The organism is Pseudomonas sp. NFX5 (assembly GCF_049132125.1).
Lineage (GTDB): Bacteria > Pseudomonadota > Gammaproteobacteria > Pseudomonadales > Pseudomonadaceae > Aquipseudomonas > Aquipseudomonas marginalis.
This window is the reverse complement of record NZ_JAFMZG010000004.1, coordinates 1-25,908: the sequence shown is the minus strand read 5'-3', so window position 1 is coordinate 25,908 and position 25,908 is coordinate 1. Positions and strand designations below refer to the sequence as shown.

The 25,908-nt window shown below is 64.1% G+C and carries 22 protein-coding genes; 17 read left to right on the top strand and 5 right to left on the bottom strand.

Translation table 11 applies throughout. From position 1 onward, the window contains the following. Positions 1 to 384 precede the first annotated feature (384 nt). The gene (locus tag J1N02_RS01115; RefSeq protein WP_421147075.1) at positions 385 to 2,226 is read left to right on the top strand and encodes a nitric oxide reductase activation protein NorD; all 1,842 of its coding nucleotides are present in this window, start codon (positions 385 to 387) and stop codon (positions 2,224 to 2,226) included. On the opposite strand, the gene J1N02_RS01110 is transcribed toward J1N02_RS01115, so the two are convergent. Continuing rightward, positions 2,220 to 2,411 (bottom strand): protein DnrP, encoded by a 192-nt coding sequence (locus tag J1N02_RS01110; RefSeq protein WP_146478382.1) that lies wholly within the window; start codon positions 2,409 to 2,411, stop codon positions 2,220 to 2,222. The two genes, J1N02_RS01115 and J1N02_RS01110, sit on opposite strands and share 7 nt — an antisense overlap. Continuing rightward, the gene (locus J1N02_RS01105; protein ID WP_027607189.1) at positions 2,408 to 3,091 is read right to left on the bottom strand and encodes a Crp/Fnr family transcriptional regulator; all 684 of its coding nucleotides are present in this window, start codon (positions 3,089 to 3,091) and stop codon (positions 2,408 to 2,410) included. The genes J1N02_RS01110 and J1N02_RS01105 overlap by 4 nt, the downstream gene beginning before the upstream one ends. A gap of 251 nt (positions 3,092 to 3,342) precedes the next feature. On the opposite strand from J1N02_RS01105, the gene J1N02_RS01100 reads away from it, so the two are divergent. From J1N02_RS01100 to ubiT, 8 genes are all read left to right on the top strand, one after another. Next, positions 3,343 to 4,533 carry an NnrS family protein gene (locus J1N02_RS01100; RefSeq protein WP_421147074.1) on the top strand — a complete coding sequence of 397 codons (1,191 nt, stop codon included), beginning with the start codon at positions 3,343 to 3,345 and terminating at the stop codon, positions 4,531 to 4,533. 9 nt (positions 4,534 to 4,542) lie between these two features. After that, complete coding sequence (locus tag J1N02_RS01095; protein ID WP_027607187.1) at positions 4,543 to 4,974, top strand: membrane protein; 432 nt, start codon at positions 4,543 to 4,545, stop codon at positions 4,972 to 4,974. 679 nt (positions 4,975 to 5,653) lie between these two features. Further along, on the top strand, positions 5,654 to 6,301 hold the full coding sequence (gene pdxH / locus J1N02_RS01090) for a pyridoxamine 5'-phosphate oxidase (protein WP_421147073.1): 648 nt from the start codon (positions 5,654 to 5,656) through the stop codon (positions 6,299 to 6,301). Positions 6,302 to 6,386: 85 nt separating this feature from the next. Next, positions 6,387 to 6,941 (top strand): molybdenum cofactor biosynthesis protein B, encoded by a 555-nt coding sequence (moaB, locus tag J1N02_RS01085; protein ID WP_027607185.1) that lies wholly within the window; start codon positions 6,387 to 6,389, stop codon positions 6,939 to 6,941. Further along, positions 6,938 to 8,170 carry a gephyrin-like molybdotransferase Glp gene (gene glp, locus J1N02_RS01080; protein ID WP_368964095.1) on the top strand — a complete coding sequence of 411 codons (1,233 nt, stop codon included), beginning with the start codon at positions 6,938 to 6,940 and terminating at the stop codon, positions 8,168 to 8,170. Before moaB ends, glp begins: the two co-directional genes overlap by 4 nt. A gap of 9 nt (positions 8,171 to 8,179) precedes the next feature. Continuing rightward, positions 8,180 to 9,175, top strand: a complete 996-nt coding sequence (gene ubiU, locus J1N02_RS01075) for a ubiquinone anaerobic biosynthesis protein UbiU (protein WP_421147072.1) — start codon at positions 8,180 to 8,182, stop codon at positions 9,173 to 9,175. Positions 9,176 to 9,185: 10 nt separating this feature from the next. Continuing rightward, on the top strand, positions 9,186 to 10,076 hold the full coding sequence (locus J1N02_RS01070; RefSeq protein ID WP_027607182.1) for a U32 family peptidase: 891 nt from the start codon (positions 9,186 to 9,188) through the stop codon (positions 10,074 to 10,076). Further along, entirely contained in the window at positions 10,070 to 10,549 is a 480-nt protein-coding gene (ubiT, locus tag J1N02_RS01065) for a ubiquinone anaerobic biosynthesis accessory factor UbiT (RefSeq protein WP_027607181.1), read from the top strand. The genes J1N02_RS01070 and ubiT overlap by 7 nt, the downstream gene beginning before the upstream one ends. On the opposite strand, the gene J1N02_RS01060 is transcribed toward ubiT, so the two are convergent. The 3 genes from J1N02_RS01060 to J1N02_RS01050 form a co-directional block, all read right to left on the bottom strand. Then, complete coding sequence (locus J1N02_RS01060) at positions 10,550 to 11,230, bottom strand: Crp/Fnr family transcriptional regulator (protein WP_027607180.1); 681 nt, start codon at positions 11,228 to 11,230, stop codon at positions 10,550 to 10,552. It abuts the gene before it with no gap. Positions 11,231 to 11,581: 351 nt separating this feature from the next. Next, positions 11,582 to 12,229, bottom strand: coding sequence for a two-component system response regulator NarL (gene narL / locus J1N02_RS01055; protein WP_027607179.1), 648 nt, complete (start codon positions 12,227 to 12,229; stop codon positions 11,582 to 11,584). Next, the gene (locus tag J1N02_RS01050) at positions 12,226 to 14,028 is read right to left on the bottom strand and encodes a HAMP domain-containing protein (protein ID WP_027607178.1); all 1,803 of its coding nucleotides are present in this window, start codon (positions 14,026 to 14,028) and stop codon (positions 12,226 to 12,228) included. Before J1N02_RS01050 ends, narL begins: the two co-directional genes overlap by 4 nt. 310 nt (positions 14,029 to 14,338) lie before the next feature. On the opposite strand from J1N02_RS01050, the gene J1N02_RS01045 reads away from it, so the two are divergent. Genes J1N02_RS01045 through moaA form a run of 8 tightly spaced genes read left to right on the top strand, consistent with a single transcriptional unit; the run spans position 14,339 to position 25,723 of the window. Then, positions 14,339 to 15,595, top strand: a complete 1,257-nt coding sequence (locus tag J1N02_RS01045; RefSeq protein WP_043293718.1) for an MFS transporter — start codon at positions 14,339 to 14,341, stop codon at positions 15,593 to 15,595. 2 nt (positions 15,596 to 15,597) lie between these two features. After that, positions 15,598 to 16,995: a NarK family nitrate/nitrite MFS transporter gene (locus J1N02_RS01040; RefSeq protein ID WP_043293717.1), complete on the top strand. Its 1,398-nt coding sequence runs from the start codon at positions 15,598 to 15,600 to the stop codon at positions 16,993 to 16,995. A 57-nt stretch (positions 16,996 to 17,052) separates the two neighbouring features. Continuing rightward, positions 17,053 to 20,826: a nitrate reductase subunit alpha gene (locus J1N02_RS01035; RefSeq protein ID WP_027607175.1), complete on the top strand. Its 3,774-nt coding sequence runs from the start codon at positions 17,053 to 17,055 to the stop codon at positions 20,824 to 20,826. Position 20,827: 1 nt separating this feature from the next. Beyond that, a complete protein-coding gene (narH, locus tag J1N02_RS01030) occupies positions 20,828 to 22,366 on the top strand; it encodes a nitrate reductase subunit beta (protein WP_027607174.1) in 1,539 nt (512 codons plus the stop codon). 3 nt (positions 22,367 to 22,369) lie between these two features. Continuing rightward, positions 22,370 to 23,125 (top strand): nitrate reductase molybdenum cofactor assembly chaperone, encoded by a 756-nt coding sequence (narJ, locus tag J1N02_RS01025; protein WP_027607173.1) that lies wholly within the window; start codon positions 22,370 to 22,372, stop codon positions 23,123 to 23,125. Beyond that, on the top strand, positions 23,118 to 23,798 hold the full coding sequence (gene narI / locus J1N02_RS01020) for a respiratory nitrate reductase subunit gamma (RefSeq protein WP_027607172.1): 681 nt from the start codon (positions 23,118 to 23,120) through the stop codon (positions 23,796 to 23,798). The genes narJ and narI overlap by 8 nt, the downstream gene beginning before the upstream one ends. A 10-nt stretch (positions 23,799 to 23,808) precedes the next feature. Beyond that, complete coding sequence (locus tag J1N02_RS01015) at positions 23,809 to 24,735, top strand: peptidylprolyl isomerase (protein ID WP_027607171.1); 927 nt, start codon at positions 23,809 to 23,811, stop codon at positions 24,733 to 24,735. 1 nt (position 24,736) lies between these two features. Continuing rightward, positions 24,737 to 25,723, top strand: coding sequence for a GTP 3',8-cyclase MoaA (moaA, locus tag J1N02_RS01010; protein ID WP_027607170.1), 987 nt, complete (start codon positions 24,737 to 24,739; stop codon positions 25,721 to 25,723). Positions 25,724 to 25,908: the final 185 nt, after the last annotated feature.

The window sequence follows — 25,908 nt, the reverse complement described above, 5'->3', positions numbered from 1 at the left end:
CCCGTCAAACACGCTGGCCGAACGCAGGCTGGAATCCGTGGGTAACCCGGCAGGACGCCGGGTTAGCCGTCCTGGGCCAAGGATGGCCCATGACGGCGGCCCACGGATTCAAGCCGGAGTGAGGGCACACCGAGCCTAGGCGAGGTGCCGAGTGTTGGGGCAAGAGCCCTTTTGGTTACTTTTGGGGCTCTTTTCCAAAAGTGACCCGCCGTAAGGGCGGAACCCTAAGCCGCCGTTACCGCAGCAACGGATATGTACTCAATCAAATCCAACGACATGGTCGGCCCGAAGGCCGCCACGGGAGCAAGTCGAATCGTCGCACCGCCCCTCCCACATTTTGACTGCAGTGTGCCTGTCAAACATCAAACAGTTGGAGCCCATCCCATGGCCTTTACCCTTGAATTGGAAGAATGGGTCGGCAGTGCCTGGCACCGCTTTATCACCCGCCGCGCCAGCGTCGATTTTCCGCACGCGCGGGTCGAGCTGGTCGACCGCCAGCGCAGCCTCGCCGTATTGTTTCGCGCCCTGGGCGGTGCCAGCGGGATCGCCCTCGAAGCCGCCAGCGAACGCGACCTGCTGCTGCGCCGCAACCTGTTGATGCGCATCGCCGGCACCTGCAAGCATGCACCCCTGGCCTCCTGCGATGGCAACCGTCTACGCCTGCCGTCGAGCCTGGCGGTGTACCCCACCGTCGCCTTGAACCGGGAGCTGTACCGCTGGCTGGCGCTGCTGGCCGCCCATGCAGGCCCCATGACCCATTGGGCCCGGGACAACCAGCGCTGGACCTGGCTGCTGCTGCAACGCTACCCGGCGCTGCTGCCCAGCTACCAGCGCCTGGTGGACGCCCATATTACGCTGCGCCCCGACCCGGCCAGCCTGAGCCCCGCTGAAGCCGCCCTGGAAAAAGCCCTGCGCAAGGCCCTGCGCGAGCCCGGCAGCGTGCGCCATCTGCCCCGCAGCGAACGCGCCGCCTGGCCGTTGCCCTTATGGCTGTACCCGCCGTTGCACCTGAACACGCCCCAGGCCCTCGATCTTGAAGACGACGGCGACGACCTCGCCACCCCGTCCGACGAGCAGCAGGGCGCCCCCAAGCGTGCCAGCCGTGTGGATGATCACAGCCGTGATGGCGGCCTGCTGGTGGTGCGCCTGGAAAACCTGTTCAGCTGGACCGAGCACATCGACCTCGATCGCTGGGCCGACGACAGTGAGGACCCGGACGCCGCCCGCGTCGCCGAAGACCTCGACCAGTTGAGCCTGTCGCGCCAGCGCGTGCGCAAGAGTGGCGGCTTGAAGCTGCACCTCGACCTGCCGCCCGCCGATGTGGATGACATCCCCCTCGGCGAGGGCATCAAGCTGCCCGAGTGGGACTACCGCCAACAATGCCTTCGACCCGGTTTCGTCAATCTGCAGCTGATGCAGCCACGTGCCGATGCACCGCAACCGTTACCGGCCCGATTACTCGGCCCGGCCCAGCGCCTGCGCCGTCAATTCCAGCAACTGCGCACCGACCGCCAATGGCTGCGCCGGCAACCCCAGGGCGCGGAGCTGGACCTGCAAGCCTGGGTGGATTTCTACGCGCAACGCCAACACGGCGCCTGCACCGAACGCGGCTTGTACCAGGAGCAACGTCACACCCGACGCGACCTGGCATGCCTGCTGCTGGCGGACCTGTCGATGTCCACCGACGCGCATTTGAACGACGAGCAAAAGGTCATCGACGTGATCCGCGACAGCCTGTTGCTGTTCGGCGAAAGCCTGGACGGGCTGGGGGATGCGTTTGCACTGTATGGCTTCTCGTCCCTGCGCCGCCATCAGGTGCGCCTGCACCAGCTCAAGACCTTCGAGCAAGTCTATGACGACCGCACGCGTGGCTGTATCCAGGCCCTCAAACCGGGGTACTACACGCGCATGGGCGCCGCGATTCGCCAGGCCACCCAGTTGATGGGCGCGTGCAAACAGCGGCGCAAGTTGTTGTTGCTACTGACCGATGGCAAGCCCAATGACCTGGATCTGTATGAGGGCCGCTACGGGGTCGAAGACACCCGCCAGGCAGTGGTCGAGGCGCGGCGCCAGGGCCTGATTCCGTTCTGCATCACCATCGACAGACAGGCCGGGGACTATTTGCCCTATATGTTCGGTGCCCATGGCTACACCCTGATCCGCCAGCCGGAGCAGTTGCCGCTGCGGTTGCCCCAGCTGTACCGGCAACTGACCGAGGGTCAGTAGAAGTCGCGGGGCAACCAGAAGAACATCGCGATGCAAAACAGCGCCAGGCCCAGGCAGAACCACTGGAAACGCCGTAGCCGCCGCGCTTGCAGGCTGGCATCCGCGGCGGGCAGGGACGTTCCGCAGCCGGCGCATGCCTCGCGCACGTCGGCATTGCGCTGCTGGCAATACAGGCAGGTTTTCACTCGAATTGCTCCAGGCGCAGCCGGTCCAGAATGGCGATCTGACGTCCGTCCTGGGTGATGATCTTTTCGTCGATCAGGCGCCGGATAATCCGCGAAAAGGTCTCCGGCTGGATCGACAGATGCCCGGCAATCAACTGCTTGGCCATGGGCAGTTCGAAGGTGGCGTCGGTGCTGTGCAGGCGCATCAGTTGGGTCAGCAGGTAGCGCACCACGCGGTGGGTGGCGTTTTTCAGCGACAGGGTCTCGATCTCGTTGACCCGCTGGTGCAGGCGCACGCACAACGTGCCGAGCAGGGCGAAGGTCAGGCGGCTGTTGCTGTGCAGCAGGCGCATGTAGGTGGCGTTGGACAAACGGTACAACTGGGTGGGGCACACCGCTTCGGCGCAGGCCACGTAGTTGGGGGTGTCCATCAGCATCATGGCCTCGGCGAAGGTCTGGCGCTCGCCGATTACTTCGAAGACTTTCTCCTGGCCATCGGGGGTCAAACGGTAGACCTTCACCGCACCGGCGATCACAAAGTAAAACGCCTCGGCCGATTCGCCCTGGCGGAACAGCGGCTCGCCTTTGTCGATGCTCAGCAACTGGCTGTTGCCCATCAGCTCGTCGAGTTCTTCGTCGTTCAGCGGTTCGAACAGGTGATGGCTGCGCAGGATCTGGTGGTGCACGCGATGCAGCACCATGCCCGGTTCCTTGAACAGCAGCGGGGCGTTCACACCAGCACCAGCGAGAGCCCGCTGGCGGCGGCCAGCATGGAGCCGAGGATCACAAACCAGGCGAGGGGGACATAGGCGTTTTTCATCATGGCTCCGGGGTGCGGTGTGGATATAGGCGCGAGGGTAATCCCTTGGCCCCGATAGCGACTTGATCTACGACAAGGGCAATACGCAGGTATCGGCGCAAGATTGCCGCAGTCCTGAAGGGAGACCGTGTCATGCAAGTGCTCGATCGGCGCAAGGCCATGTCGATTACCCCGTTGTTTCGCCTGGCCTTCCGGCCATTCTTTCTCGGCGCCTGTGTATTGGCAGCGCTGGCAATCCCCCTGTGGCTGCTGGCCCTGGGCGGGCACCTCGGCACCTGGCAACCCGCTGGCGGCTGGCTGGCCTGGCATCGCCATGAGCTGCTGTTCGGCTTTGGCGTGGCGATCATCGCCGGGTTCCTGCTCACGGCAGTGCAGACCTGGACCGGCCGCCCAGGCATCAGCGGCAATGCCCTGGCGCTGCTTGCCGGCGTGTGGCTGGCGGCGCGCCTGGGCTGGTTGTTCAACCTGCACTGGCCGCTGCTGGCGGTGCTGGAACTGACCTTTCCCTTGGCCGTCGCCGCGGTGATGGGCTGGACCCTCTGGCAGGTAAGACAGAAGCGTAATTACCCGATTGTGCTGGTGCTGGCGCTGCTGACCGTGGCCGATGCGCTGTCGCTGTATGGCTTGCTGCGCAATGACCCCGGCCTGCAGCGCCAGGCGGTGCTCACCGGCCTGTGGCTGGTGGCGGCGATGATGGGCCTGATCGGCGGACGGGTGATTCCGTTTTTCACCCAGCGCGGTTTGGGCCGGGTCGAAGCGGTCAAACCCTGGGTGTGGCTGGACCTTATATTGCTTGGCGGCTCGCTGCTGATCGCCGTGCTGTATGCCGCAGGGCCCGCGTTGGGCGCCAACCTGTGGATCGGCCTGCTGTTCGCCGCCCTCGGGCTGGGGCACCTGGTGCGCCTGGTCCGCTGGCATGATCGTGGCCTGTGGCGCGTGCCGTTGCTGTGGTCATTGCACCTGGCGTATGCCTGGCTGGCCGTGGCCTGCCTGGGCATGGCGCTGTGGCACTGCGGCGCGCCGCTCAATCCCAGCCTGGCCGTGCATGCATTGACCATCGGCGCCATGGCCGGGCTGATCCTGGCCATGATCGCCCGCGTCAGCCTGGGCCACACCGGCCGCCCGTTGCAGCCGCCCGCAGGGATGACCCTGGCCTTTGGGCTGCTGAACCTGGCGTGTGTGTGCCGGGTGGTGCTGGTCCTGCTGTTGCCGATGGCCGCGTTGTGGCTGGCGGGGGTGTGCTGGACCCTCGGGCTCGGCCTGTACCTGTGGCGGTATGGCCCGATGCTGTGGCAGGCACGGGTCGATGGGCATCCGGGCTAGGAGGACGTCATGCTCTATTCCACCTTGTTGATCGTGCATCTGCTGGCGGCGATTGCGTTTATCGGCACGCTGTTTTTCGAAGTGGTGATCTGGCACAGCGCCCGCGAGGAGCTGGCCTGGTCGGCGCAGTTCACCTCCGACCATGCCATTGCACGGCGTTCGCGCCAGGTACTGCACGGCGTGGTGGTGTTGCTGTACGGCGCGGGCATCGGCCTGGCCTGGCACTATCGCGGGCTGTTGGCGGTGCCCTGGGCCAGCCACTTCGCCGCGCTGCTGAGCCTGAAAATCCTGCTGGCCCTGAGCATCATCGGTCATTACCTGTGGCTGGCGTACCTGCTGAGTCACCAGCGCTTGAGCCCCCGGCGTGCGACGTGGATTCGTCGCAGCATCCTGGGGCATATGGTCGTGATCGTGATCGTGGCCAAGCTGATGTTGCGTTGATCAGGCAGGCGGACTGAGCGCCCTGGTAAACAACACGTCGTTCTCCAGGCGGATGTGGTCGCGCGGGTGTTGCTGCGGTAATGGAGTGAGATCCAGAGCAGACTAGTATCTACCTGACTGTATGGAGATCAAATGTGGGAGGGGCGGTGCGACGATTCGACTTGCCCCCGATGGCGGCCTGACAGCCGACCAGGATGTTGGATCAGGCCGAGTACATATCCGTTGCTACGGTAACGGCCACCTATGGTTCCGCTCTTACAGCGGCTCACTTTTGGAGGGACCCAAAAGTAAGCAAAAGGTCCTCGCCCCAACACTCGGCACCTCGCCTAGGCTCGGTGTGCCCTCACTCCGGCTTGAATCCGTGGGCCGCCGTCATGGGCCATCCCTGGCCCAGGACGGCTAACCCGGCGTCCTGCCGGGTTACCCACGGATTCAAGCCTGCGTTCGGCCAGCGTGTTTGACGGGGCGCCTGAGATCAAGATCAAAAGCAGAGCCAGAGCAACAGCCAGAGCAACAGCCAGAGCAACAGCAACAGCAACAGCAACGCGATCCGTTGTGTAGCCCCCCACACCTCAAGCAATCACATGCGGCGTCATGCCACGGGCGAATGTTGATCGCGGTCAAGGGATAACTTCGTGGTAGTTCCCACACTGTGGCGAACTTTCTGGAGGACTGCGCCATGCCCCTGTCTCTTGCGCAATTGCGCCGCAACTACACCCTTTATGGCCTGCGTGATGACTTGGTGCAGGACGATCCCTTGGTGCTGTTCGGCCAGTGGCTGGATCAGGCGCGTAAAACCGAGGTGCCGCCGGCGGAGGCCAATAGCATGGCCTTGGCTACGGTCGATCATGATGGGCATGCCCACTGTCGCATCCTGCTGCTCAAGGGTTTCAGTGCCGAGGGCTTTTTCTTTTTCGGCCACTACCAGAGTGCCAAGGGCCAGGAGTTGGCGAGCAATCCCCATGCGGCCATGACGTTTTTCTGGCCGGGGCTGGAGCGTCAGGTGCGTATCGAAGGCCCGGCGGTTCGAGCGGATGCGCAGCTGTCGGACGATTATTTCGATGCGCGACCGGCCGCCAGCCAGTTGGGCGCCTGGGCGTCGCCGCAAAGCCAGCCCCTTGGCCATCGCAGCGAGTTGGAAAGCCGCCTGCGTGACGTCACCGAGCGTTTCGCCGGGCAGCAACCACCACGGCCCGAGCATTGGGGCGGTTACCGCCTGCAACCGCAGCGCATCGAGTTCTGGCAGGGCCGGCCCGACCGCCTGCATGACCGTCTCGACTACCGCCTGCACGCGGGCATTTGGCAGCGCACGCGCCTGGCCCCCTGAACGAGATACCTCCTTGGAGGAATAGGCCCTGCGCCCGTTGCGGCGCAGGCTGACGGCAACTTTCTTGACGCCTGGAGCCTTGATCATGGCCCATTTGAAACAACGCACGTTCGTGCCCCTGAACATCGCCGTGCTGACCATCAGTGACACCCGTACCCTCGACACCGACACCTCCGGCCAGACCCTGGTGGACCGCCTCGAAAGTGCCGGGCATGTGCTTATCGACCGTGGCCTGGTGATCGACGACATCTACCAGATTCGTGCGCAGGTGTCCCTGTGGATCGCCGACCCCGAGGTGCAAGTGGTGCTGATGACTGGCGGTACCGGTTTCACCGCCCGCGACAACACGCCCCAGGCGGTGCTGCCGTTGCTGGACAAACATGTCGAAGGCTTCGGTGAGCTGTTCCGCCAGGTGTCCCTGGCCGAAATCGGCACTTCCACCTTGCAGTCCCGCGCCCTGGCCGGCATCAGCAACGGCGTGCTGGTGTGCTGCATGCCGGGCTCGCCGGGCGCATGCCGCACCGGCTGGGACAGGATCCTGGCGGAACAGTTGGACAGCCGCACCGGCCCGTGCAACTTCGTGCCGCACCTCAAGCCTCAGCCTGAGCAAATCCTGCAAGCCTGCGAGTCGCGTTCATGAGTGTCTCGGTGTGTGACAGCGGCCACCTGATGCCGGTGGACGAGGCCATCGCCGCGCTGCTGGCCCAGGCGCCGCCGCCGCCGAGCACCCAGGTGATTGGCCTGGAGCAGGCGCTGGGGCGGGTGGTCGCCGAAGAACTGTTCTCACCCCTGGATTTGCCCGGCTTCGACAACAGCGCCATGGACGGCTACGCCCTGCGCGCCGAGGACGTACCGGCCGAAGGCGGCTACCTGATGCTCGCCGGGCGCATTGCGGCGGGGCAGCACAGCAAGGTGAGGGTGCAGGCCGGGCAGGCCGTGCGCATCTTTACCGGTGCGCCGCTACCGCCCGGCGCCGACACGGTGGTGCCCCAGGAGCGTTGTCGCCTGTACGGCCAGCGCATCTGGTGCCCGCCGGTACGTCTCGGCGAGCATGTGCGCAAGCAGGGTGAAGAGTTGCAGCGTGGGCAGACCCTGATCGCCGTCGGCAAGCGCCTGCGCGCCCAGGACATCGGCTTGCTGGCCTCGGCCGGCATCCCTCGGTTGAAAGTCTATCGCCCGTTGCGGGTGTGCCTGCTCAGCAGCGGCAACGAGCTGCGTGACCCGGGCGAGGCGCTGGTGCCGGGGCAGATCTACAACAGCAACCGCTATGCCCTGGCTGCCTTGTTGCGTGGCTGGGGCGTGGACGTGCACGACTACGGCGTGATGGCCGACGAGTTGGCCGCCAGCCGTGATGCGCTGGCCCTGGCCTCGTCCGAGTGCGACCTGTTGCTGACCTCGGCGGGGGTGTCGGTGGGTGAGGAGGACCATCTCAAGCAGGCCATCGAGGCGCTCGGCCGCGTGGACTTCTGGCGCCTGGCGATCCAGCCCGGCAAACCCCTGGCATTTGGCGACGTGGCGGGCAAGCCGTGGCTGGGCCTGCCCGGTAACCCGTCGGCGGCGTTGATCACCGCGCTGGTGGTGGTGCGTCCGTTCCTGCTGCGCGCCCAAGGAGTGGAGCGGGTGCTGCCGGTGCCGATCCAGGTGCCGGCCGCATTCGAATGGCTCACGCCCAACAAGCGCCGCCAGTACCTGCGTGCACGCCTGAGCCCTGGCGAGGACGGGCAATTGCGCGCCGTGCTGCACCCCCAGCAAAGCTCGGCGATGCTCACCGCCGCCTGTTGGGCCGATGGCCTGGTGATCGTCGAGCGTGAGCACCAGGTGCTCAAGGATGAACCGGTGCCGTTTGTGTCTTTCGCTGAATTTCTCTGAGGAGCCCCCATGCAACTGGTCTGCCCGGCAGGCAACCTGCCTGCGCTTAAAGCCGCGGTGCGCCAAGGCGCCGATGCGGTGTATGTCGGTTTTCGCGATGACACCAATGCCCGGCACTTTGCCGGGTTGAACATGGACGACAAACAGTTCGACGGTGCCGTCGCCTTTATTCGCCAGCACCAGCGCAAGCTGTACGTGGCGGTCAATACCTACCCGCAACCGAAGATCTGGGCGCGTTGGCAACGCGCCGTCGACCGCGCGGCGGACCACGGCGTGGACGCCCTGATCGCCGCCGACCCCGGCGTGCTCGACTACGCCAGCCGCCAGCATCCGCACATGGCCTTGCACCTCTCGGTACAGGGCTCGGCCACCCACGCGGCGGCGCTGAAGTTCTATGCCGAGCGCTACGGCATTCGCCGCGCGGTATTGCCCCGTGTGCTGTCCCTGGCCCAGGTCAAACAGGTGGCGGCGAGCAGCCCGGTGCCCATCGAAGTGTTCGGTTTCGGCAGCCTGTGCATCATGGCCGAGGGGCGTTGCCACCTGTCTTCCTATATCACCGGCGAGTCGCCGAACCTGTGCGGCGTGTGCTCGCCGGCCAAGGCGGTGCGCTGGAGCGAAGATGCCGAGGGCTTGAGTGCGCGCCTGAGCGAAGTACTGATCGACCGCTATACCGCCGACGAACCCGCCGGTTACCCGACCCTGTGCAAGGGCCGCTTCCTGGTCGGCGGCAAACGCTTCCATGCCCTCGAAGAACCCACCAGCCTCGACACCCTCGACCTGCTGCCGGAGCTCAGCGCCATCGGCGTCAAAGCGGTCAAGATCGAAGGCCGGCAACGCAGCCCGGCGTATGTGGAACAAGTCACCCGGGTCTGGCGCGCCGCGCTCGACGCCCACCGCAGCGCACCGGCCAGCTTTGTGGTCAAGGACCAATGGCGCCAGGTGCTGGCCGGGTTATCCGAAGGCAGCCAGACCACACTCGGCGCCTACCATCGTGCATGGCAGTGAGGAGACACAGATGAAACTCAGCCTGGGACCGGTGCTGTTTTATTGGGATAAGGAACACCTGGGGCGCTTCTACTCGGACATGGCCGGCTTGCCCCTGGACGTGATTTACCTGGGCGAAACCGTGTGCGCCAAGCGCCGCGCGTTTTCCCTGGACCGTTGGTTGGGGCTGGGCCGGGAGCTGCAAACCTGCAGCTCGGCGCAGATCGTGTTGTCGAGCTTGACCTTGATCGAAGCCGCCTCCGAACTGTCGAGCCTGCGCCGCCTGTGCGACAACGGCGAGTGGCTGGTGGAGGCCAACGACATGGGCGCGGTGCAGATGCTGATCGAGCGAAAATTGCCCTTTGTCGGCGGCCCGGCGCTCAACCTCTACAACGGTCACGCCCTGGTGCAACTGCTTGACGCCGGCATGCAGCGCTGGTTGCCGCCGGTGGAATGCTCCCAGGGCCTGATCGCCGACGTGCTGGAACAGGTGCGCGAATTGGGCCGGCCGTTGCCCGAAGTGGAGATCTTCGCCTACGGCCATTTGCCTCTGGCGTACTCGGCGCGTTGCTTCACCGCCCGCGCGGAAAACCGCCCCAAGGACGATTGCCAGTTCTGCTGCATCAACTACCCCGACGGCATGCCCCTGACCAGCCAGGAAGGGCAGGCGCTGTTCACCTTGAACGGCATCCAGACCATGTCCGCCGACGTTACCAACCTGCTGGCCGATTACCCCGGCCTGGTGTCCAGCGGCGCCGACCTGTTGCGCCTGAGCCCACGGGCCGAGGGCATGGTCGAGGTGGTACGTGCCTACGACCAGGTACGCCAGGGCGCTACGCCGCCGCTGTATGTCGAAGGCTGCAACGGCTACTGGCACGGCCAGGCGGGCATGTTGCGGGTTGAGGAGGTGGGCCTGTGCTGAGTCGTAAACCATGGCTGCTCAAGGGGGCCGACCGGTTGTTGCCATTGATCCGCCGCGTGCCATTTGGCGTACAGCGCCTGGTCTTGCAGCAAGCCCTCAACCGCTGCCTGGCCGAACCCCTGCGCGACGGCGGGTTTGACCTGCTGCGCGGGCGTTGGCTGTGTTTGCGTATTCCTGACCTGGGGTTGTGCTGGTACCTGACCCTGGGGCGGGATGGGTTGCGGATTGCGCAAAAGGCTGAGGCGCAGGTCAGCATCAGTGGTAATTGGCGGGAGTTTCTGTTGCTGGCCAGCCGCCAGGAAGATCCGGATACGCTGTTCTTTCGCCGCCGGTTGGTGATCGAGGGGGATACGGAATTGGGGCTGGGGTTGAAGAATCTGATCGACAGTTTGGACCCGGATGTGTTGCCGCCCTGGTTGTGGCGGAATCTGGAGCGGGCGGGGCGGGCGTCAGCGGTCCACAGCGGGCACTGATCAGCCGGCCTGATAGCCCATCAACTGTTCTTCGCAGAGGATTCGAATGGTGCGCCGCTGCACCTCGATCAACCCGCCTTCCACCAGCCGGTGCAGGATCCTTGAAAAGGTCTCCGGCTGGATCCCCAGCTTCGACGCCACCAGGCGCTTGGGCACTTGCAGCACCACCTCGCCACTCAGTGCATCGCGCTCCTGGAACAGGAAGTTGATCACCCGACGGCTGGCGCTGGCCAGGGTCAGGGTGTCGATGTCCTTGAGGCGCTGATGCAGGTGGATGCTCATGCTGGCCAGGATCGCCAGGCAGATTTTCGGCTGGTCTTCCAGGGCCCGGCGGTAGTGCTGGCCTTCGATGCTGACCAGCACGCTGTCCTTGAGCGCGGTGGCGCTCACCGGATAGGCCTTGGCCTGGGTGAACAGCAGGGCTTCGGCAAAGGTCTGGCCGGGCTGGATGATTTCCACCAGGTGTTCCTGGCCTTCGCCCGTAACCCGATGCAGCTTGATCTGGCCGCTGACCAGCAGGAAGAAACGCTCGGCCGCGTCGCCCTGGTGCATCAACGGCACATGGCCGGGCAGGCGCTTGAGATTGGCCAGGGTGCAGACGTCCTGGAAGGTTTTTTCCGGGAGCTGGCTGAACAGGTGATGGCGACGCAGGGTGAGCACGATGTGGGGATGGGTGAGCATGGTTGGGCCTCCGCAATGGGGTAGCGTAGGGGGCATGGCGCGGGGTTGATATGCCTCTGTGGGGGTACCTCTTGCGGGGTTTGTGTAAACAATGTGGGAGGGGGCTTGCCCCCGATGAGCAAGGGTATCCACACAACTTTTCAGCCCCTGACAAATCTCCCTGTGGTGAGCGGGCTTTTTGTGGTGAGCGGGCTTGTCCCGCGCTGGGCTGCGTAGCAGCCCCAAAACCAGTGTCTACAGAGTGTCTGATACACCGCATTCTTCTGGACTGGGGCTGCTGCGCAGCCCAGCGCGGGACAAGCCCGCTCACCACAACAGCCCTATCTGCCGCGCGTTCAGCCTCAAACAGCCTCACCCCGCCTGCCGCAAATGCTCCATCGCCCAGACCGCCGCCTCGACCCGCGACCGCAATCCCAGCTTATGCAGCAGATTCTTCACATGCACCTTCACCGTGCCCTCGGTAATCCCCAATTTGTGCCCGATCACCTTGTTGCTGTGTCCACTGGCAATCGTCCTCAGCACCTGGCGCTCGCGCTCGGTCAATTCCACTGCCGCATGGGGCTGCGGCGAGCGCAGGGCCTGGGCCAGGACGCGGGTCAGGCCGGGGCTGATGACCAGCGCGCCATGCAACGCATCGCGGATGTACTGGATCAACAACTCCGGCTCCATGTCCTTGAGCAGATAGCCATTGGCATCCAGGCGCAGCGCATCGCGGATGTCGTCCTCGGCGTCGGACACGGTAAACAGCAGCACCTTGCCGGCATAGTTCATGGCCCGCAGGCGGCGCAGGGTTTCCAGGCCGTTCATGTGCGGCATGTTGTTGTCCAGCAGGACCAGGTCCGGTTGCAGCCCGTCGATCTGGTCCAGGGCTTCCTGGCCGTTACCGGCTTCGCCGACCACTTGCAGGTCGTCTTCCAGTTCAAGCATCTGGCGCATGCCGTGGCGCATCATCGGGTGATCGTCGACCAGCAGGATACGGTGGCGGGTGAGGGTGTTCATGAGGCGGTGCCTTGTAGGGAGTGGCCGAGAAATTCCGGTTGGAAACGCAATTGCACGCGGGTGCCTTGGGGCTCGCGGGGGCTGATGTCGAGGTGGCCATGCAGGCTGCGGGCGCGCTCGTCCATGATGGTCAGGCCGTGGTGTTCGCGGGTGTCGACCTCACCGCAGAAGCCCCGGCCGTCGTCCTCGATGCTCAGGCTCACGGTCTCGCCTTCCTGGCGCAGTTGCAGCCAGGCGTTTTGCGCATGGGCATGGCGCAGGCAATTGGACAGGGCCTCGCGGGTGACCTGCAACAAGTGGATCTGTTCGCTGGCCGACAGTTGGAAGGCCAGGGCGTCCACATGCAGGTGCACCTGGAACTCGCCACGCCGCGAGAACTCCTCGGCGGTGTCCTGCAGCTCCTGCACCAGCCCGGCATCGTGGATTTGCAGGCGGAAGGTGGTGAGCAATTCGCGCAGTTGGCGGTAGGCGTTGTTCAGGCCGTCGCGCAGTTCGGCGGTGACGGTGGCCAGGGTTTCCACCGGTTCGCCACGGCGGATCAGGGTTTGCATGCGGCTGACCTGCAGCTTCATGTAGGACAGCGCCTGGGCCAGGGAATCGTGCAGTTCCCGGGCGATGATGGTGCGTTCGTCGAGCAGCAGCAGGCGGTGGTCCTGTTCGCGCTGGCGCTTGAGCGACAGCGAGGTGCCGATCAGGTTGGCCAGGGCCTGGATCAACTGTTTCTCCCAGTCCTGGGGCGCATGGCCGTCGAGGAAGTGCGCCTTGAGTTCGCCCAGTTCCGAGCCCTGGTTGCTGATGCTGAATACCTGGGGGAGCGCCACTTTCTGTTTTTGGCACGTTGCGCAATCACCGATGGCGCAGACGTTGCGGCTATCCCCTCCATTCAGGGAGAGCATCTGCTGGGCCGGCGCCAGGAAGTGCCCTTGCAGGCACAGCGACAGGCGCAGCCCCGGCAGGCGTTTCTGGAAGCGCCGGATCAGTTCATCCAGGCCCTCGGCGTTCGCCAGGCGCGTGGCCAGGCTGCGGCTGCTCTGGTAAAGCAGCTCCAGGGCAGCGTTGGCTTGTTGCAGGTTGAGGGTTTTCTGCCGCACCTGGCTCTCGAGGGTGCGGTGGGATTGTTCAATGGTTTCGGCCATGGTGTTGAAGCTCAGGGCGAGTTGCCCCAACTCGTCTTCGGAGCGGTGATTGACCCGGGTCTTGAAGTCGCCATCACGAAAGCGCCGGGTCGCGTGCACCAGCTCTTCCAGGGGGTTGACCACGCCGTACTGCAATTCATACAGGCCGATCAGCAGGATGATCAGCGTACTGAACAGAGCCAGGCCCTGGATGCTTTGCTGCCAGCCCTGTTTCTGTTCGCTGTGTTGTTGCAGGAGGCTGACGAATTGGTTCAATTGCTCGACGAACCCCGGTGCGCTGGCCTGGAACAGCATCGCGTCGCCACGGGCCAGCGCCGGGCGCAGATCGGTGTCCCAGCGCTGCTGGATCTGTTGGTAGCTCTGCAGCAGGGCACTGCGCGGGCCGTCTTCAAGCACCGCCTTGAGCGATTGGCTGTCGAGGCGCCCTTGCAGGCTGTGGGTGATGGCGTCGATCTCGTCGGCAGGCGCGCCGGCCGCCAGTTTCCAGCTCAGGTGGTAGGTCTCCATGCGCACCGAGCCGGCGGTGTTGATGGCGGCGGCATCGCCCTGGCTGAACCAGGCGATCAGGCCGGCGCTCAAGGAACTGGCAAGGGCGAGGATGGCGATCAGGATCACCGCCAGCCCGGCGCGAGCGGGCAGGGAGCTGCGCAGCCAGTTAAACATGGCGGCGTAAGCGAAGGGGGTTGGAAGCCTGCATGGCGGCACCTGCAAAGGGAAAAGGGCTGAAAAACCGCAATCCCTGGCGCACTACCTCTAAAGAGTTGCCGGCAAACCCTCCCACGGGAAAACGCCGGCACAAGAGACCAATCCATTGATAAATAAAGACTTTCTCTTGTTGTTAGGACTACCTCCTTAGAGGTATGTGGGGCCAGCATAGCCCCATACCCCCCAGGCGGACGTTGACCTGGGTCAAGTTCCACGGGGGTGTCGCCCCTAACCTGCGCCCATGGAATCACTTTCTGGAGCGCATACCGTGACTCAACCCCGTATAAGACAAGGCCTGGTGCTGGGCATGAGCACCCTGGCCTTCACCGTCTGCTTTATGGTGTGGATGATGTTCGCCGTGCTGGGCGTACCCATCAAAGAGCTGCTGCAACTCAACGAAACCCAGTTCGGCCTGCTGGCCGCCACGCCGGTGTTGACCGGCTCCCTGGTACGCCTGCCCCTGGGCCTGCTGACTGACCGCTTCGGCGGGCGCATCGTGTTCTTCCTGTTGATGCTCGCCTGCGTGCTGCCGCTGTACCTGATCACCTACGCCACCGCCTATTGGCAGTTCCTGGTGCTGGGCCTGTTCGTCGGCCTGGCCGGCGGTTCGTTTTCGGTGGGCATCGCCTACGTGGCCAAGTGGTTCGACAAAGACAACCAGGGCTTTGCCATGGGCGTGTTCGGCGCCGGCAACGCGGGCGCCGCCGTCACCAAGTTCCTGGCCCCGGCGCTGATCGCCCTCGGCACCTGGCACCTGGTGCCCAAGGTGTTCGGCGCGATCCTGTTTATCACCGCGCTGCTGTTCTGGTTCCTCACCAGCGAGAACAAGGCCCACCGCAGTGCCGGCGGCGCCAGCCTGCGCCAGCAGTTGCTGTGCCTGAAAGACCCGGCCGTGTGGCGCTACTGCCAGTACTACTCGATTGTGTTCGGCGGCTATGTGGCCCTGGCGCTGTGGATGACCAAGTACTACGTGCAGGAATACGGCTTCAGCCTGCAAAGCGCCGCGTTGCTGGCCGCGTGTTTCTCCCTGCCCGGCGGCGTGCTGCGTGCGGTGGGCGGCTGGATGTCCGACCGCTGGGGCGCCCAGAGCGTGACCTGGTGGGTGCTGTGGGTGAGCTGGATCTGCCTGTTCCTGCTCAGCTACCCGCAGACCCAATTGCAGGTGCAGACCGTCAACGGTCCCCTGGATTTCCACATCGGCCTCAACGCCACCCTGTTCACCGTGCTGCTGTTCGTGATGGGCATCGCCTTCGCGTTCGGCAAGGCCTCGGTGTTCAAGTACATCGCCAATGACTACCCACAGAACATGGGCGCGGTGTCCGGCATCGTCGGGCTGGCCGGTGGCCTGGGCGGCTTTGTGCTGCCGATCCTGTTTGGCGCCCTGGTGGACCTCACCGGCGTGCGCTCGTCCTGCTTCATGTTGATGTACGGCGTGGTCTGGGTGTCCCTGACCTGGATGTACTTCAGCGAAATGCGCAAGCAACCGCTGTTGGGCAAAACCGCCCAACCTCTCCAAGGAGAATGAACATGTCCATCGCGCAAAAGCCCGGCTCGGGGCCGGTGATCCACGACTGGCGCCCTGAAGACCCGGCGTTCTGGGGCGCCAGCGGCAAGAAGACCGCGACCCGCAACCTGTGGATCTCGATTCCTGCACTGTTGCTGGCCTTCGCCGTGTGGATGGTGTGGAGCACGGTGATCGTGCGCCTGAACGCCATCGGCTTCACCTTCAGCACCGACCAGTTGTTCTGGCTGGCGGCGTTGCCGGGCTTGTCCGGTGCCACTTTGCGGGTGTTCTACTCGTTCATGGTGCCGATCTTCGGCGGCCGCCGCTGGACCGCCCTGAGCACCGCGTCGCTGCTGCTGCCGTCGCTGTGGATGGGCTTTGCGGTGCAAGACCCCAGCACCCCCTACAGCGTGTTTGTACTGATCGCACTGCTGTGCGGTTTCGGCGGCGGCAACTTCGCCTCGAGCATGTCCAACATCAGCTTCTTCTACCCCAAGTCGCAGCAAGGCACGGCCCTGGGCCTGAACGCCGGCCTCGGCAACCTGGGGGTGTCGGTGATGCAGTTCTGCGTGCCGCTGGTGATCACGTTCGGCGTGTTCGGCCTGGTGGGCGGCCAACCGCAGACCTTGGCGGATGGCAGTCAACTCTGGCTGCAGAACGCCGGTTTCATCTGGGTGCCGTTTATCCTCACCGTCACCGTGGCGGCCTGGTTCGGCATGAATGACCTGTCCAGCGCCCGCGCTTCGTTCAGCGAGCAGGCGGTGATCTTCAAGCGCAAGCACAACTGGCTGATGTGCTGGTTGTACCTGGCGACTTTCGGCTCATTCATCGGCTTTTCGGCGGCGTTCCCGCTGCTGATCAAGACCTCGTTCCCCGATGTGGTGGCGCTGAAATTCGCCTTCCTCGGCCCGCTGGTCGGTGCCCTGGTGCGCCCACTCGGCGGCTGGCTGGCGGACAAGCTGGGCGGCGCACGGGTGACCTTGTGGAACTTCGTGCTGATGATCGTGATGGTGTTCGGCGTGCTGCACTTTTTGCCGCAGAACGGGCAGGGCGGCAGCTTCTACGGCTTCCTCGGTATGTTCATGCTGCTGTTCATCACCACCGGCGTCGGCAACGGCTCCACCTTCCGCATGATCCCGGTGATCTTCCGCACCCAGCACGAGAAGGCCAGTGCCGGTAAGTCCGCCGCCGAGCGCGAGCAGGCGATCAAGGATGCCGGTAAGGAATCCGCCGCGGTGCTGGGCTTCAGTTCGGCCATGGGCGCCTTCGGTGCGTTCTTCATTCCCAAGTCCTTCGGCACGTCCATGGCCGCCACTGGCAGCCCGGCGATGGCCTTCTACATGTTTGTCGGTTTCTACCTGAGCTGCATCGTCGTGACCTGGTGGTGGTACGCCCGCAAAGGCTGCGCCACACCCTGCTGATCGACCACGAATTCGCGGGGCAACGCACCCCACGGCACGCCTGATGAGGAAAGCATCATGAGTCACTTACTGGATCAACTGCGGTTCTTCAACCGCAAGCAAAACGAATTCTCCGACGGTCACGGCGAGACCCGCAAGGAGTCCCGCGACTGGGAAAACGTCTACCGTTCGCGCTGGCAGTACGACAAGATCGTGCGCTCCACCCACGGCGTGAACTGCACCGGCTCGTGCTCGTGGAAGATCTACGTGAAGAACGGCCTGATCACCTGGGAAACCCAGCAGACCGACTACCCGCGCACCCGCAACGACCTGCCCAACCATGAGCCGCGCGGCTGCCCACGGGGTGCCAGCTACAGCTGGTACATCTACAGCGCCAACCGCCTCAAGTACCCGAAGATCCGCAAGCCGCTGCTCAAGCTGTGGCGTGAGGCGCGCCATACCCTGTCGCCGGTGGAGGCGTGGGCGAGCATCGTCGAGGACAAGGTCAAGGCCGACTCGTACAAGAGCAAACGCGGCATGGGCGGTTTCATTCGCTCGAACTGGGAGGAGGTCAACGAGATCATCGCCGCCTCCAACGTCTACACCATCAAGCAATACGGCCCGGACCGCATCGTCGGCTTCTCGCCGATCCCGGCCATGTCGATGGTCAGCTACGCGGCGGGTTCGCGTTACCTGTCGCTGCTCGGCGGCGTGTGCCTGAGCTTCTACGATTGGTACTGCGACCTGCCACCGGCCTCGCCGATGGTGTGGGGCGAGCAGACCGACGTGCCGGAATCGGCCGACTGGTACAACTCCAACTACATCATCGCCTGGGGTTCCAACGTCCCGCAGACCCGTACCCCGGACGCGCACTTCTTCACCGAGGTGCGCTACAAGGGCACCAAGACCGTGGCCATCACCCCGGACTATTCGGAAGTGGCCAAGCTCACCGACCTGTGGCTCAACCCCAAGCAGGGCACCGACGCCGCGTTGGCCCAGGCCTTCAACCATGTGATCTTCAAGGAATTTCACCTGGATAAACCGAGCGCCTACTTCACCGACTACGCCAAGCGCTTTACCGACTTGCCGCTGCTGGTGATGCTCAAGCCGATGACCGGGTTCGCGCCCGGCGCCGGCTTCCAGCCCGATCGCTTCCTGCGTGCCTCGGACCTCACCGGCAACCTCGGCCAGGACAACAACCCGGAATGGAAAACCATCGCCCTCGACGAAAGCGGTGAACTGGTGTCGCCACAAGGCTCCATCGGCTACCGCTGGGGCGAGAAGGGCAAGTGGAACATCCTCGCCAAGGAGGGCGGTGAAGGCCGTGCCATCGACCTGAAACTCAGCTTGATCGGCGACGACATCGCCGAAGTGGCCTTCCCGTATTTTGCCGGCGAAGCCCACGAGCACTTCCAGCACGTGGCCGGCGATGCCGTGCAGTTCCGCCGCGTGCCGGTGCACAGCGTGACCCTGGCTGACGGCAGCGTGGCCAAAGTGGCGACGGTGTTCGACCTGTCCGCCGCCAACCTGGCCATCGACCGTGGCCTGGGCGGCCAGAACGTGGCCAGGGACTACGACGACGCCAGCGTGCCGGGCACCCCGGCGTGGCAGGAAGCGATCACCGGTGTCAGCCGCGAGAAAGCCATCCAGATCGCCCGTGAGTTCGCCGACAACGCCGACAAGACCAAGGGCCGTTCGATGATCATCGTCGGCGCGGCGATGAACCACTGGTACCACATGGACATGAACTATCGCGGGCTGATCAATATGCTCATGCTCTGCGGTTGTGTCGGCCAGACCGGCGGCGGCTGGGCCCACTACGTCGGCCAGGAAAAACTGCGCCCGCAATGCGGCTGGCTGCCCCTGGCCTTCGGCCTCGACTGGAACCGCCCGCCACGCCAGATGAACGGCACCAGCTTCTTCTACGGCCACAGCTCGCAATGGCGCCACGAGAAGATGAGCATGCACGACGTGCTCTCGCCGCTGGCCGACAAGTCGCAATTCCCGGAACACGCCCTGGACTACAACATCCGCGCCGAACGCGCCGGCTGGTTGCCCAGTGCCCCACAGCTCAACACCAACCCGCTGCACATTTGCCGTGACGCCGCTGCAGCCGGCATGACGCCGAAGGACTACGTGGTCAAATCCTGGCAGGACGGCAGCCTGCGCTTCGCCTGCGAACAGCCGGACAGCCCGGTGAACTTCCCGCGCAACATGTTTATCTGGCGCTCCAACCTGCTCGGTTCCTCGGGCAAGGGCCATGAGTACATGCTCAAGTACCTGTTGGGCACCAAGAACGGCGTGATGAACGAAGACATCGGCCACAGCACCGAATGCAAGCCCACTGAGGCCGAATGGGTCGAAGACGGCGCCATCGGCAAGCTCGACCTGGTGACCACCCTCGACTTCCGCATGTCCTCCACCTGCGTGTATTCCGACATCGTCTTGCCGACTGCCACCTGGTACGAAAAAGACGACATGAACACCTCGGACATGCACCCGTTCATTCACCCGTTGTCGGCGGCCATCGACCCGGCGTGGGAGTCGCGTTCCGACTGGGAAATCTACAAGGGCATCGCCAAGGCGTTCTCGGCCATGTCGGTCGGCCACCTGGGCGTGGAGCAAGACCTGGTCACCGTCCCGTTGATGCACGACAGCGTCGGCGAACTGGCCCAGCCGTTTGGCGGCACCGACTGGAAAAGCGCCGGTGTGGCGCCGGTGCCGGGCAAGAACGCGCCGAACATGGCGGTGGTGGAGCGCGACTACCCGAACATCTACAAGCAGTTCTCGTCCCTGGGCCCCATGCTGGAAAAACTCGGCAACGGCGGCAAGGGCATCAACTGGAACACCGACGAAGAAGTCGAGTTCCTCGGCGAGCTGAACCATCACGAAAGCGCTGCGGGCATCAGCCACGGCCGGCCGAAAATCGACACGGCCATCGACGCCGCCGAAGTGATCCTGTCCCTGGCCCCGGAAACCAACGGCAAGGTCGCCTTGAAAGCCTGGGCCGCGCTGTCGGAATTCACCGGTATCGACCATAGCCACCTGGCGATCTCCAAGGCCCACGAAGCGATTCGCTTCCGCGACATCCAGGCGCAGCCGCGCAAGATCATCTCCAGCCCGACCTGGTCAGGCCTGGAAGACGAGCATGTGAGCTACAACGCCGGCTACACCAACGTCCATGAAAACATCCCATGGCGCACCATCACCGGCCGCCAGCAGTTCTACCAGGATCACCCGTGGATGCAGGCGTTCGGCGAGCAGCTGATGAGCTACCGGCCACCGGTCAACACCCGCACCATCGAAGGGGTGAAGGGCAAGCGCAGCAATGGCGAGACCGAGATCGTGCTGAACTGGATCACCCCGCACCAGAAGTGGGGCATCCACAGCACCTACAGCGACAACCTGCTGATGCTCACCCTGAGCCGTGGCGGACCGATCGTGTGGCTCTCGGAAATCGACGCCAAGCGCGCGGGCATCGAAGACAACGACTGGATCGAATGCTTCAACGTCAACGGCGCATTGACCGCCCGTGCGGTGGTCAGCCAGCGCGTCAAGGAAGGCATGGTGATGATGTACCACGCCCAGGAACGCATCGTGAACGTGCCGGGTTCGGAAACCACCAAGACCCGCGGCGGCCACCACAACTCGGTGACCCGCGTGGTGCTCAAGCCGACCCACATGATCGGCGGCTATGCCCAGCAGGCCTACGGTTTCAACTACTACGGCACGGTCGGTTGCAACCGCGATGAGTTTGTCGTGGTGCGCAAGATGGCCAAGGTCGACTGGCTCGATGGCTCCAGCGGTGATGATTTGCCGCGCCCATTGCCGACTGACATCGAGGAGAACTGAGATGAAAATTCGCTCACAGATCGGCATGGTCCTCAACCTGGACAAATGCATCGGCTGCCACACCTGTTCCATCACCTGCAAAAACGTGTGGACCAGCCGTGAAGGCATGGAATACGCCTGGTTCAACAACGTCGAGTCCAAGCCCGGTATCGGCTACCCCAAGGAGTGGGAGAACCAGGACAAGTGGAAGGGCGGCTGGGTGCGCAACGCCAATGGCTCGATCAACCCCCGCATCGGCGGCAAGTTCCGCGTGTTGGCGAACATCTTCGCCAACCCCGACCTGCCGAGCCTGGACGACTACTACGAGCCGTTCGACTTCGACTATCAGCACTTGCACACCGCACCATTGGGCGAGCACCAGCCGACCGCACGCCCGCGTTCGCTGGTGTCCGGCAAGCGCATGGAAAAGATCGAGTGGGGCCCGAACTGGGAGGAAATCCTCGGTACCGAATTCGCCAAGCGTCGCAAGGACAAGAACTTCGACCAGATCCAGGCCGACATTTATGGCGAGTACGAAAACACCTTCATGATGTACCTGCCGCGCCTGTGCGAGCACTGCCTCAACCCGGCGTGTGCGGCATCCTGCCCAAGCGGTGCGATCTACAAGCGTGAAGAAGACGGCATCGTGCTGATCGACCAGGAGAAGTGCCGGGGCTGGCGCATGTGCATCAGCGGTTGCCCGTACAAGAAAATCTACTTCAACTGGAAGAGCGGCAAGTCCGAGAAGTGCATCTTCTGCTACCCGCGTATCGAAGCCGGTATGCCGACCGTGTGCGCCGAAACCTGCGTGGGTCGGATTCGCTACCTCGGTGTGCTGCTGTACGACGCCGACCGCATCAGCGAAGTGGCCAGCACCGCCAACGAGCAGGACCTGTACGAGAAGCAACTGGAAATCTTCCTCGACCCGAATGACCCGGCGGTGATTCGCCAGGCCCTGGCCGACGGCGTGCCGCAGTCGGTGATCGACTCGGCCCAGCGTTCGCCGGTGTACAAAATGGCCGTCGACTGGAAGCTGGCGCTGCCGCTGCACCCGGAATACCGCACCTTGCCGATGGTCTGGTACGTGCCGCCGCTGTCACCGATCCAGAACGCCGCCGCGGCCGGCACCGTGGGCATGAACGGGGTGATCCCGGATGTGGACAGCCTGCGTATTCCGCTGCGTTACCTGGCGAACATGCTCACCGCCGGCGATGAAAAACCGGTCAAGCGTGCACTCAAGCGCCTGTTGGCGATGCGCGCCTACAAACGCTCCCAGCAAGTCGATGGCGTACAGGACCTGCAAGTGCTCGAAGACGTCGGCCTGAGCGTTGAACAGGTGGAAGAGATGTACCGCTACCTGGCCATCGCCAACTACGAAGACCGCTTCGTGGTACCGAGCGCCCACCGTGAAGACGCCATGAGCGACGCGTTCGCCGAACGCTCCGGCTGTGGTTTCAGCTTCGGCAGCGGTTGCAGCGGCAGCTCCGACACCAACATGTTCGGCGCCAAGAAAGCCAACCGCCGTGACGTGCTGAAAACCGTCCAGATCTGGGAGGACTGAGCCATGCGCATTCTTAAAGTGATTTCGTTGCTGCTGGACTACCCCACTGAAACCTTGGTGAACGGCCGCGACGAACTGGAACAGGCGATTCTCGAATCCCGGGAAATCAGCCCCAAGCAGCGCGGTGCGTTGTTCGAGCTGCTGGAACTGATCTGCGCCAATGACCTGATGGACGGCCAGGAACACTACGGCGCGCTGTTTGGCCGGGGCCGTTCGCTGTCGCTGTTGTTGTTCGAACACGTGCACGGCGAGTCCCGCGACCGTGGCCAGGCCATGGTCGACATGATGGCCCAGTACGAAGAAGCCGGCTTTGCCATCGGCGTCAAGGAGCTGCCGGACTACATCCCGTTGTACCTGGAGTTCCTGTCCACCCGCGAAGACATCGAGGCCCGGGAGGGCCTGGCGGATGTGGCGCACCTGTTGGCCTTGCTCGCTGCGCGTCTCGACGAGCGTGAGAGCGGCTATGCCAGTTGCTTCCGTGCGCTGTTGCAGATTGCCGGCGCCGAGCCGCACCAGGCCGTGGCCGAACTGCGTGCCCAGGTCGCCGCCGAACCGCGCGACGACTCCCTCGAAGCCCTGGACAAAATCTGGGAAGAGGAAGCGGTGGACTTTATGCAGGCTGAGCAACAGGACCGCTGCAGCTCGATGCCGAGCAGTCCGGGCAAGGCCCGCGAAGAAAGCGCGGTGCCGTTGCACTGGGTGGATTTTCAGCAAGAAGGCCGGGCCGCAGCGCCCGCCGGGGAGGTGGGTAATGTCTAAGTGGAATTTGCTGGTATTCGGGGTGTACCCCTATGTGGCCCTGGCGATCTGCCTGTTGGGCAGTTGGGCACGGTTCGACCTGTCGCAGTACACCTGGAAGGCCGGTTCCAGCCAGATGCTCAACAACCGTGGCATGCGCGTGGCGAGCAACTTTTTCCACATCGGCGTGCTGTTCGTGCTGGCCGGGCATTTTGTCGGCCTGCTGACCCCGGCGTCGGTCTACCACCATGTGATCAGCACTGAGCACAAGCAGTTGCTGGCGATGGTCTCGGGCGGCTTCTTCGGCCTGCTGTGCCTGGTGGGCCTGCTGATGCTGGTCAAGCGTCGCCTGGGCGATCCGCGCGTGCGGGCGACCTCGAGCCCGTCGGACATCCTGATCCTGCTGGTGTTGCTCGCGCAGTTGCTGCTGGGCCTGCTGACCATCGTCGCCTCCACCGGGCATATGGACGGCTCGGTGATGGTGATGCTCGCCGACTGGGCGCAGAACGTGGTGCTGTTGCGGCCGGTGGAAGCGGCCGAGTCGATTGCGCCGGTGTCGCTGATCTACAAGGCCCACGTGGCGCTGGGCTTGACCCTGTTTGTGCTGTTCCCGTTTACCCGCCTGGTGCACATGGTCAGCGCGCCGATCTGGTACCTGGGGCGTCGTTATCAAATCGTGCGGCAGAAGTATTGAGGAGAACGTCATGACTACAGGATGCGGATGTGGTGGCGGTAACGGCGGCAGCGGTGGTTGCGGCTCGTCGGCCAAGGAACCGGTGATGGCCGAGGCTGTGGCCCAGGCCTCTTTCGAGGAGATCAAGGCGCCGGAATTGATCGCCAGCAGTGAACAGGAATGGCCGATCATCAGCGTCAACGGCGTGGCGGTCACGCCCGAGGCCATGGCCCTGGAGTTGCAATACCACCCGGCCGCCAGCCGCGAGGAAGCGGTGTACCTGGCCGCCCGCGCGCTGGTGATCCGCGAGCTGTTGCAACAGCGGATCGCCGAGCTGGGCCTGGCGGTGGAAATCGCCGCCGGCGAGAACGAAGAAGAAGCCGCCACGCGCCTGCTGCTGGAGCGTGAGGTGACGGTGCCCGACTGCGACGAAGCCACCTGCGTGCGCTACTTCGAGAACAACCGTGGGCGCTTTCACAGCGCGCCGTTGCTGGCGGTGCGGCATATCCTGCTCGAGTGCGCGCCGGACGACGCCGAGGCGCGCCACCTGGCGCACACCCAGGCCGAAGTCCTGCTGCTGACGCTGGAAGAACATCCGGGCCAGTTTGCCGAACTGGCGCTCAAGTACTCGGCCTGCCCGTCCAAGGCACAGGGTGGTTCGCTGGGCCAGGTGAGCAAAGGCCAGACCGTGCCGGAGTTGGAGCGCCAGTTGTTCACCCTGGCCCCAGGTTTGGCCGCCAAACCGCTGGAGAGCCGCTACGGCTGGCATGTGATCAGTGTCGACCAGCGTATCGAAGGCCAGCCGTTGCCGTATGAAGCGGTAGCCGTCGCGATTCGCACCCAGTTGCAGCAAGGGGTGTGGCAGAAGGCATTGGTGCAGTACCTGCAAACCCTGATCGGCGCGGCGGACATCCGCGGCATCGCGCTGCAGGGCGCCGACTCACCGTTGGTGCAGTGACATGAGCCTGGTGGATGGGGTGGGCCGTTCGATCGATTACCTGCGTTTGTCGGTGACCGACCGTTGCGATTTTCGCTGTGTGTACTGCATGGCGAAAAACATGACATTCCTGCCGCGCCAGCAGGTGTTGACCCTGGAAGAACTGCAACGCCTGGCCGCGCTGTTCGTGGGGCAGGGCGTGCGCAAGATCCGCCTCACCGGGGGCGAACCGCTGATTCGCCCGGGCATTGTCGGGCTGTGCCGCAACATCGCGGCACTGCCGGGCTTGCGTGAACTGGTGATGACCAGCAATGGCTCGCAGTTGGCGCGACTGGCGCGGCCATTGGTGGAGGCGGGGGTCAAGCGCATGAACATCAGCCTCGACAGCCTGGATGCGCAACGCTTTCGCGCGATTACCCGTAACGGAGACCTGCGCCAGGTGCTGGACGGTATCGAGGCCGCGCGGGATGCGGGGTTCGAGCGGGTCAAGCTCAACTGCGTGGTGATGAAAGGGCGCAACTTCGACGAGGTGCCGGCGTTGGTGCGGTACGCCATCGACCAGGGTGTCGACATCAGTTTTATCGAGGAAATGCCCCTGGGGGACGTGGGGCGATCGCGGGGCGAGACGTTCTGCTCCAGCGATGAAGTACGCGCGGTGATTGCCCGTGAGCATGGGCTGATCGATAGCACCGAGAACAGCGGCGGGCCGGCGCGGTATGTGCGGTTGGCCGGGCATCCTGGGACGCGGGTGGGGTTTATTTCGCCAAATTCCCATAATTTCTGTGGCGGTTGTAATCGGGTACGGATGACGGTGGAAGGGCAGTTGCTGTTATGCCTGGGGCAGGAGGATGCGCTGGATTTTCGCGCGTTGTTACGGCGCTATCCGCTGGAGGATGGGCCGTTGGTCGAGGCGTTGCACAGGGGGTTGAAGGGCAAGCCGTTGCGGCATGATTTCAGTGGGGAGGGGGAGGTGCAGGTGGTGCGGTTTATGAATATGAGTGGGGGGTGAGGGGGGTGAGGGGTGTGTGGGGTGGTGTGGTATTGAGTACATATCCGTTTCTTCGGTAACGGCTACTTAGGGTTCCGCTCTTACAGCGGGTCACTTTTGGAGGGACCCAAAAGTAACCAAAAGGTCCTCGCCCCAACACTCGGCACCTCGCCTAGGCTCGGTGTGCCCTCACTCCGGCTTTGGAG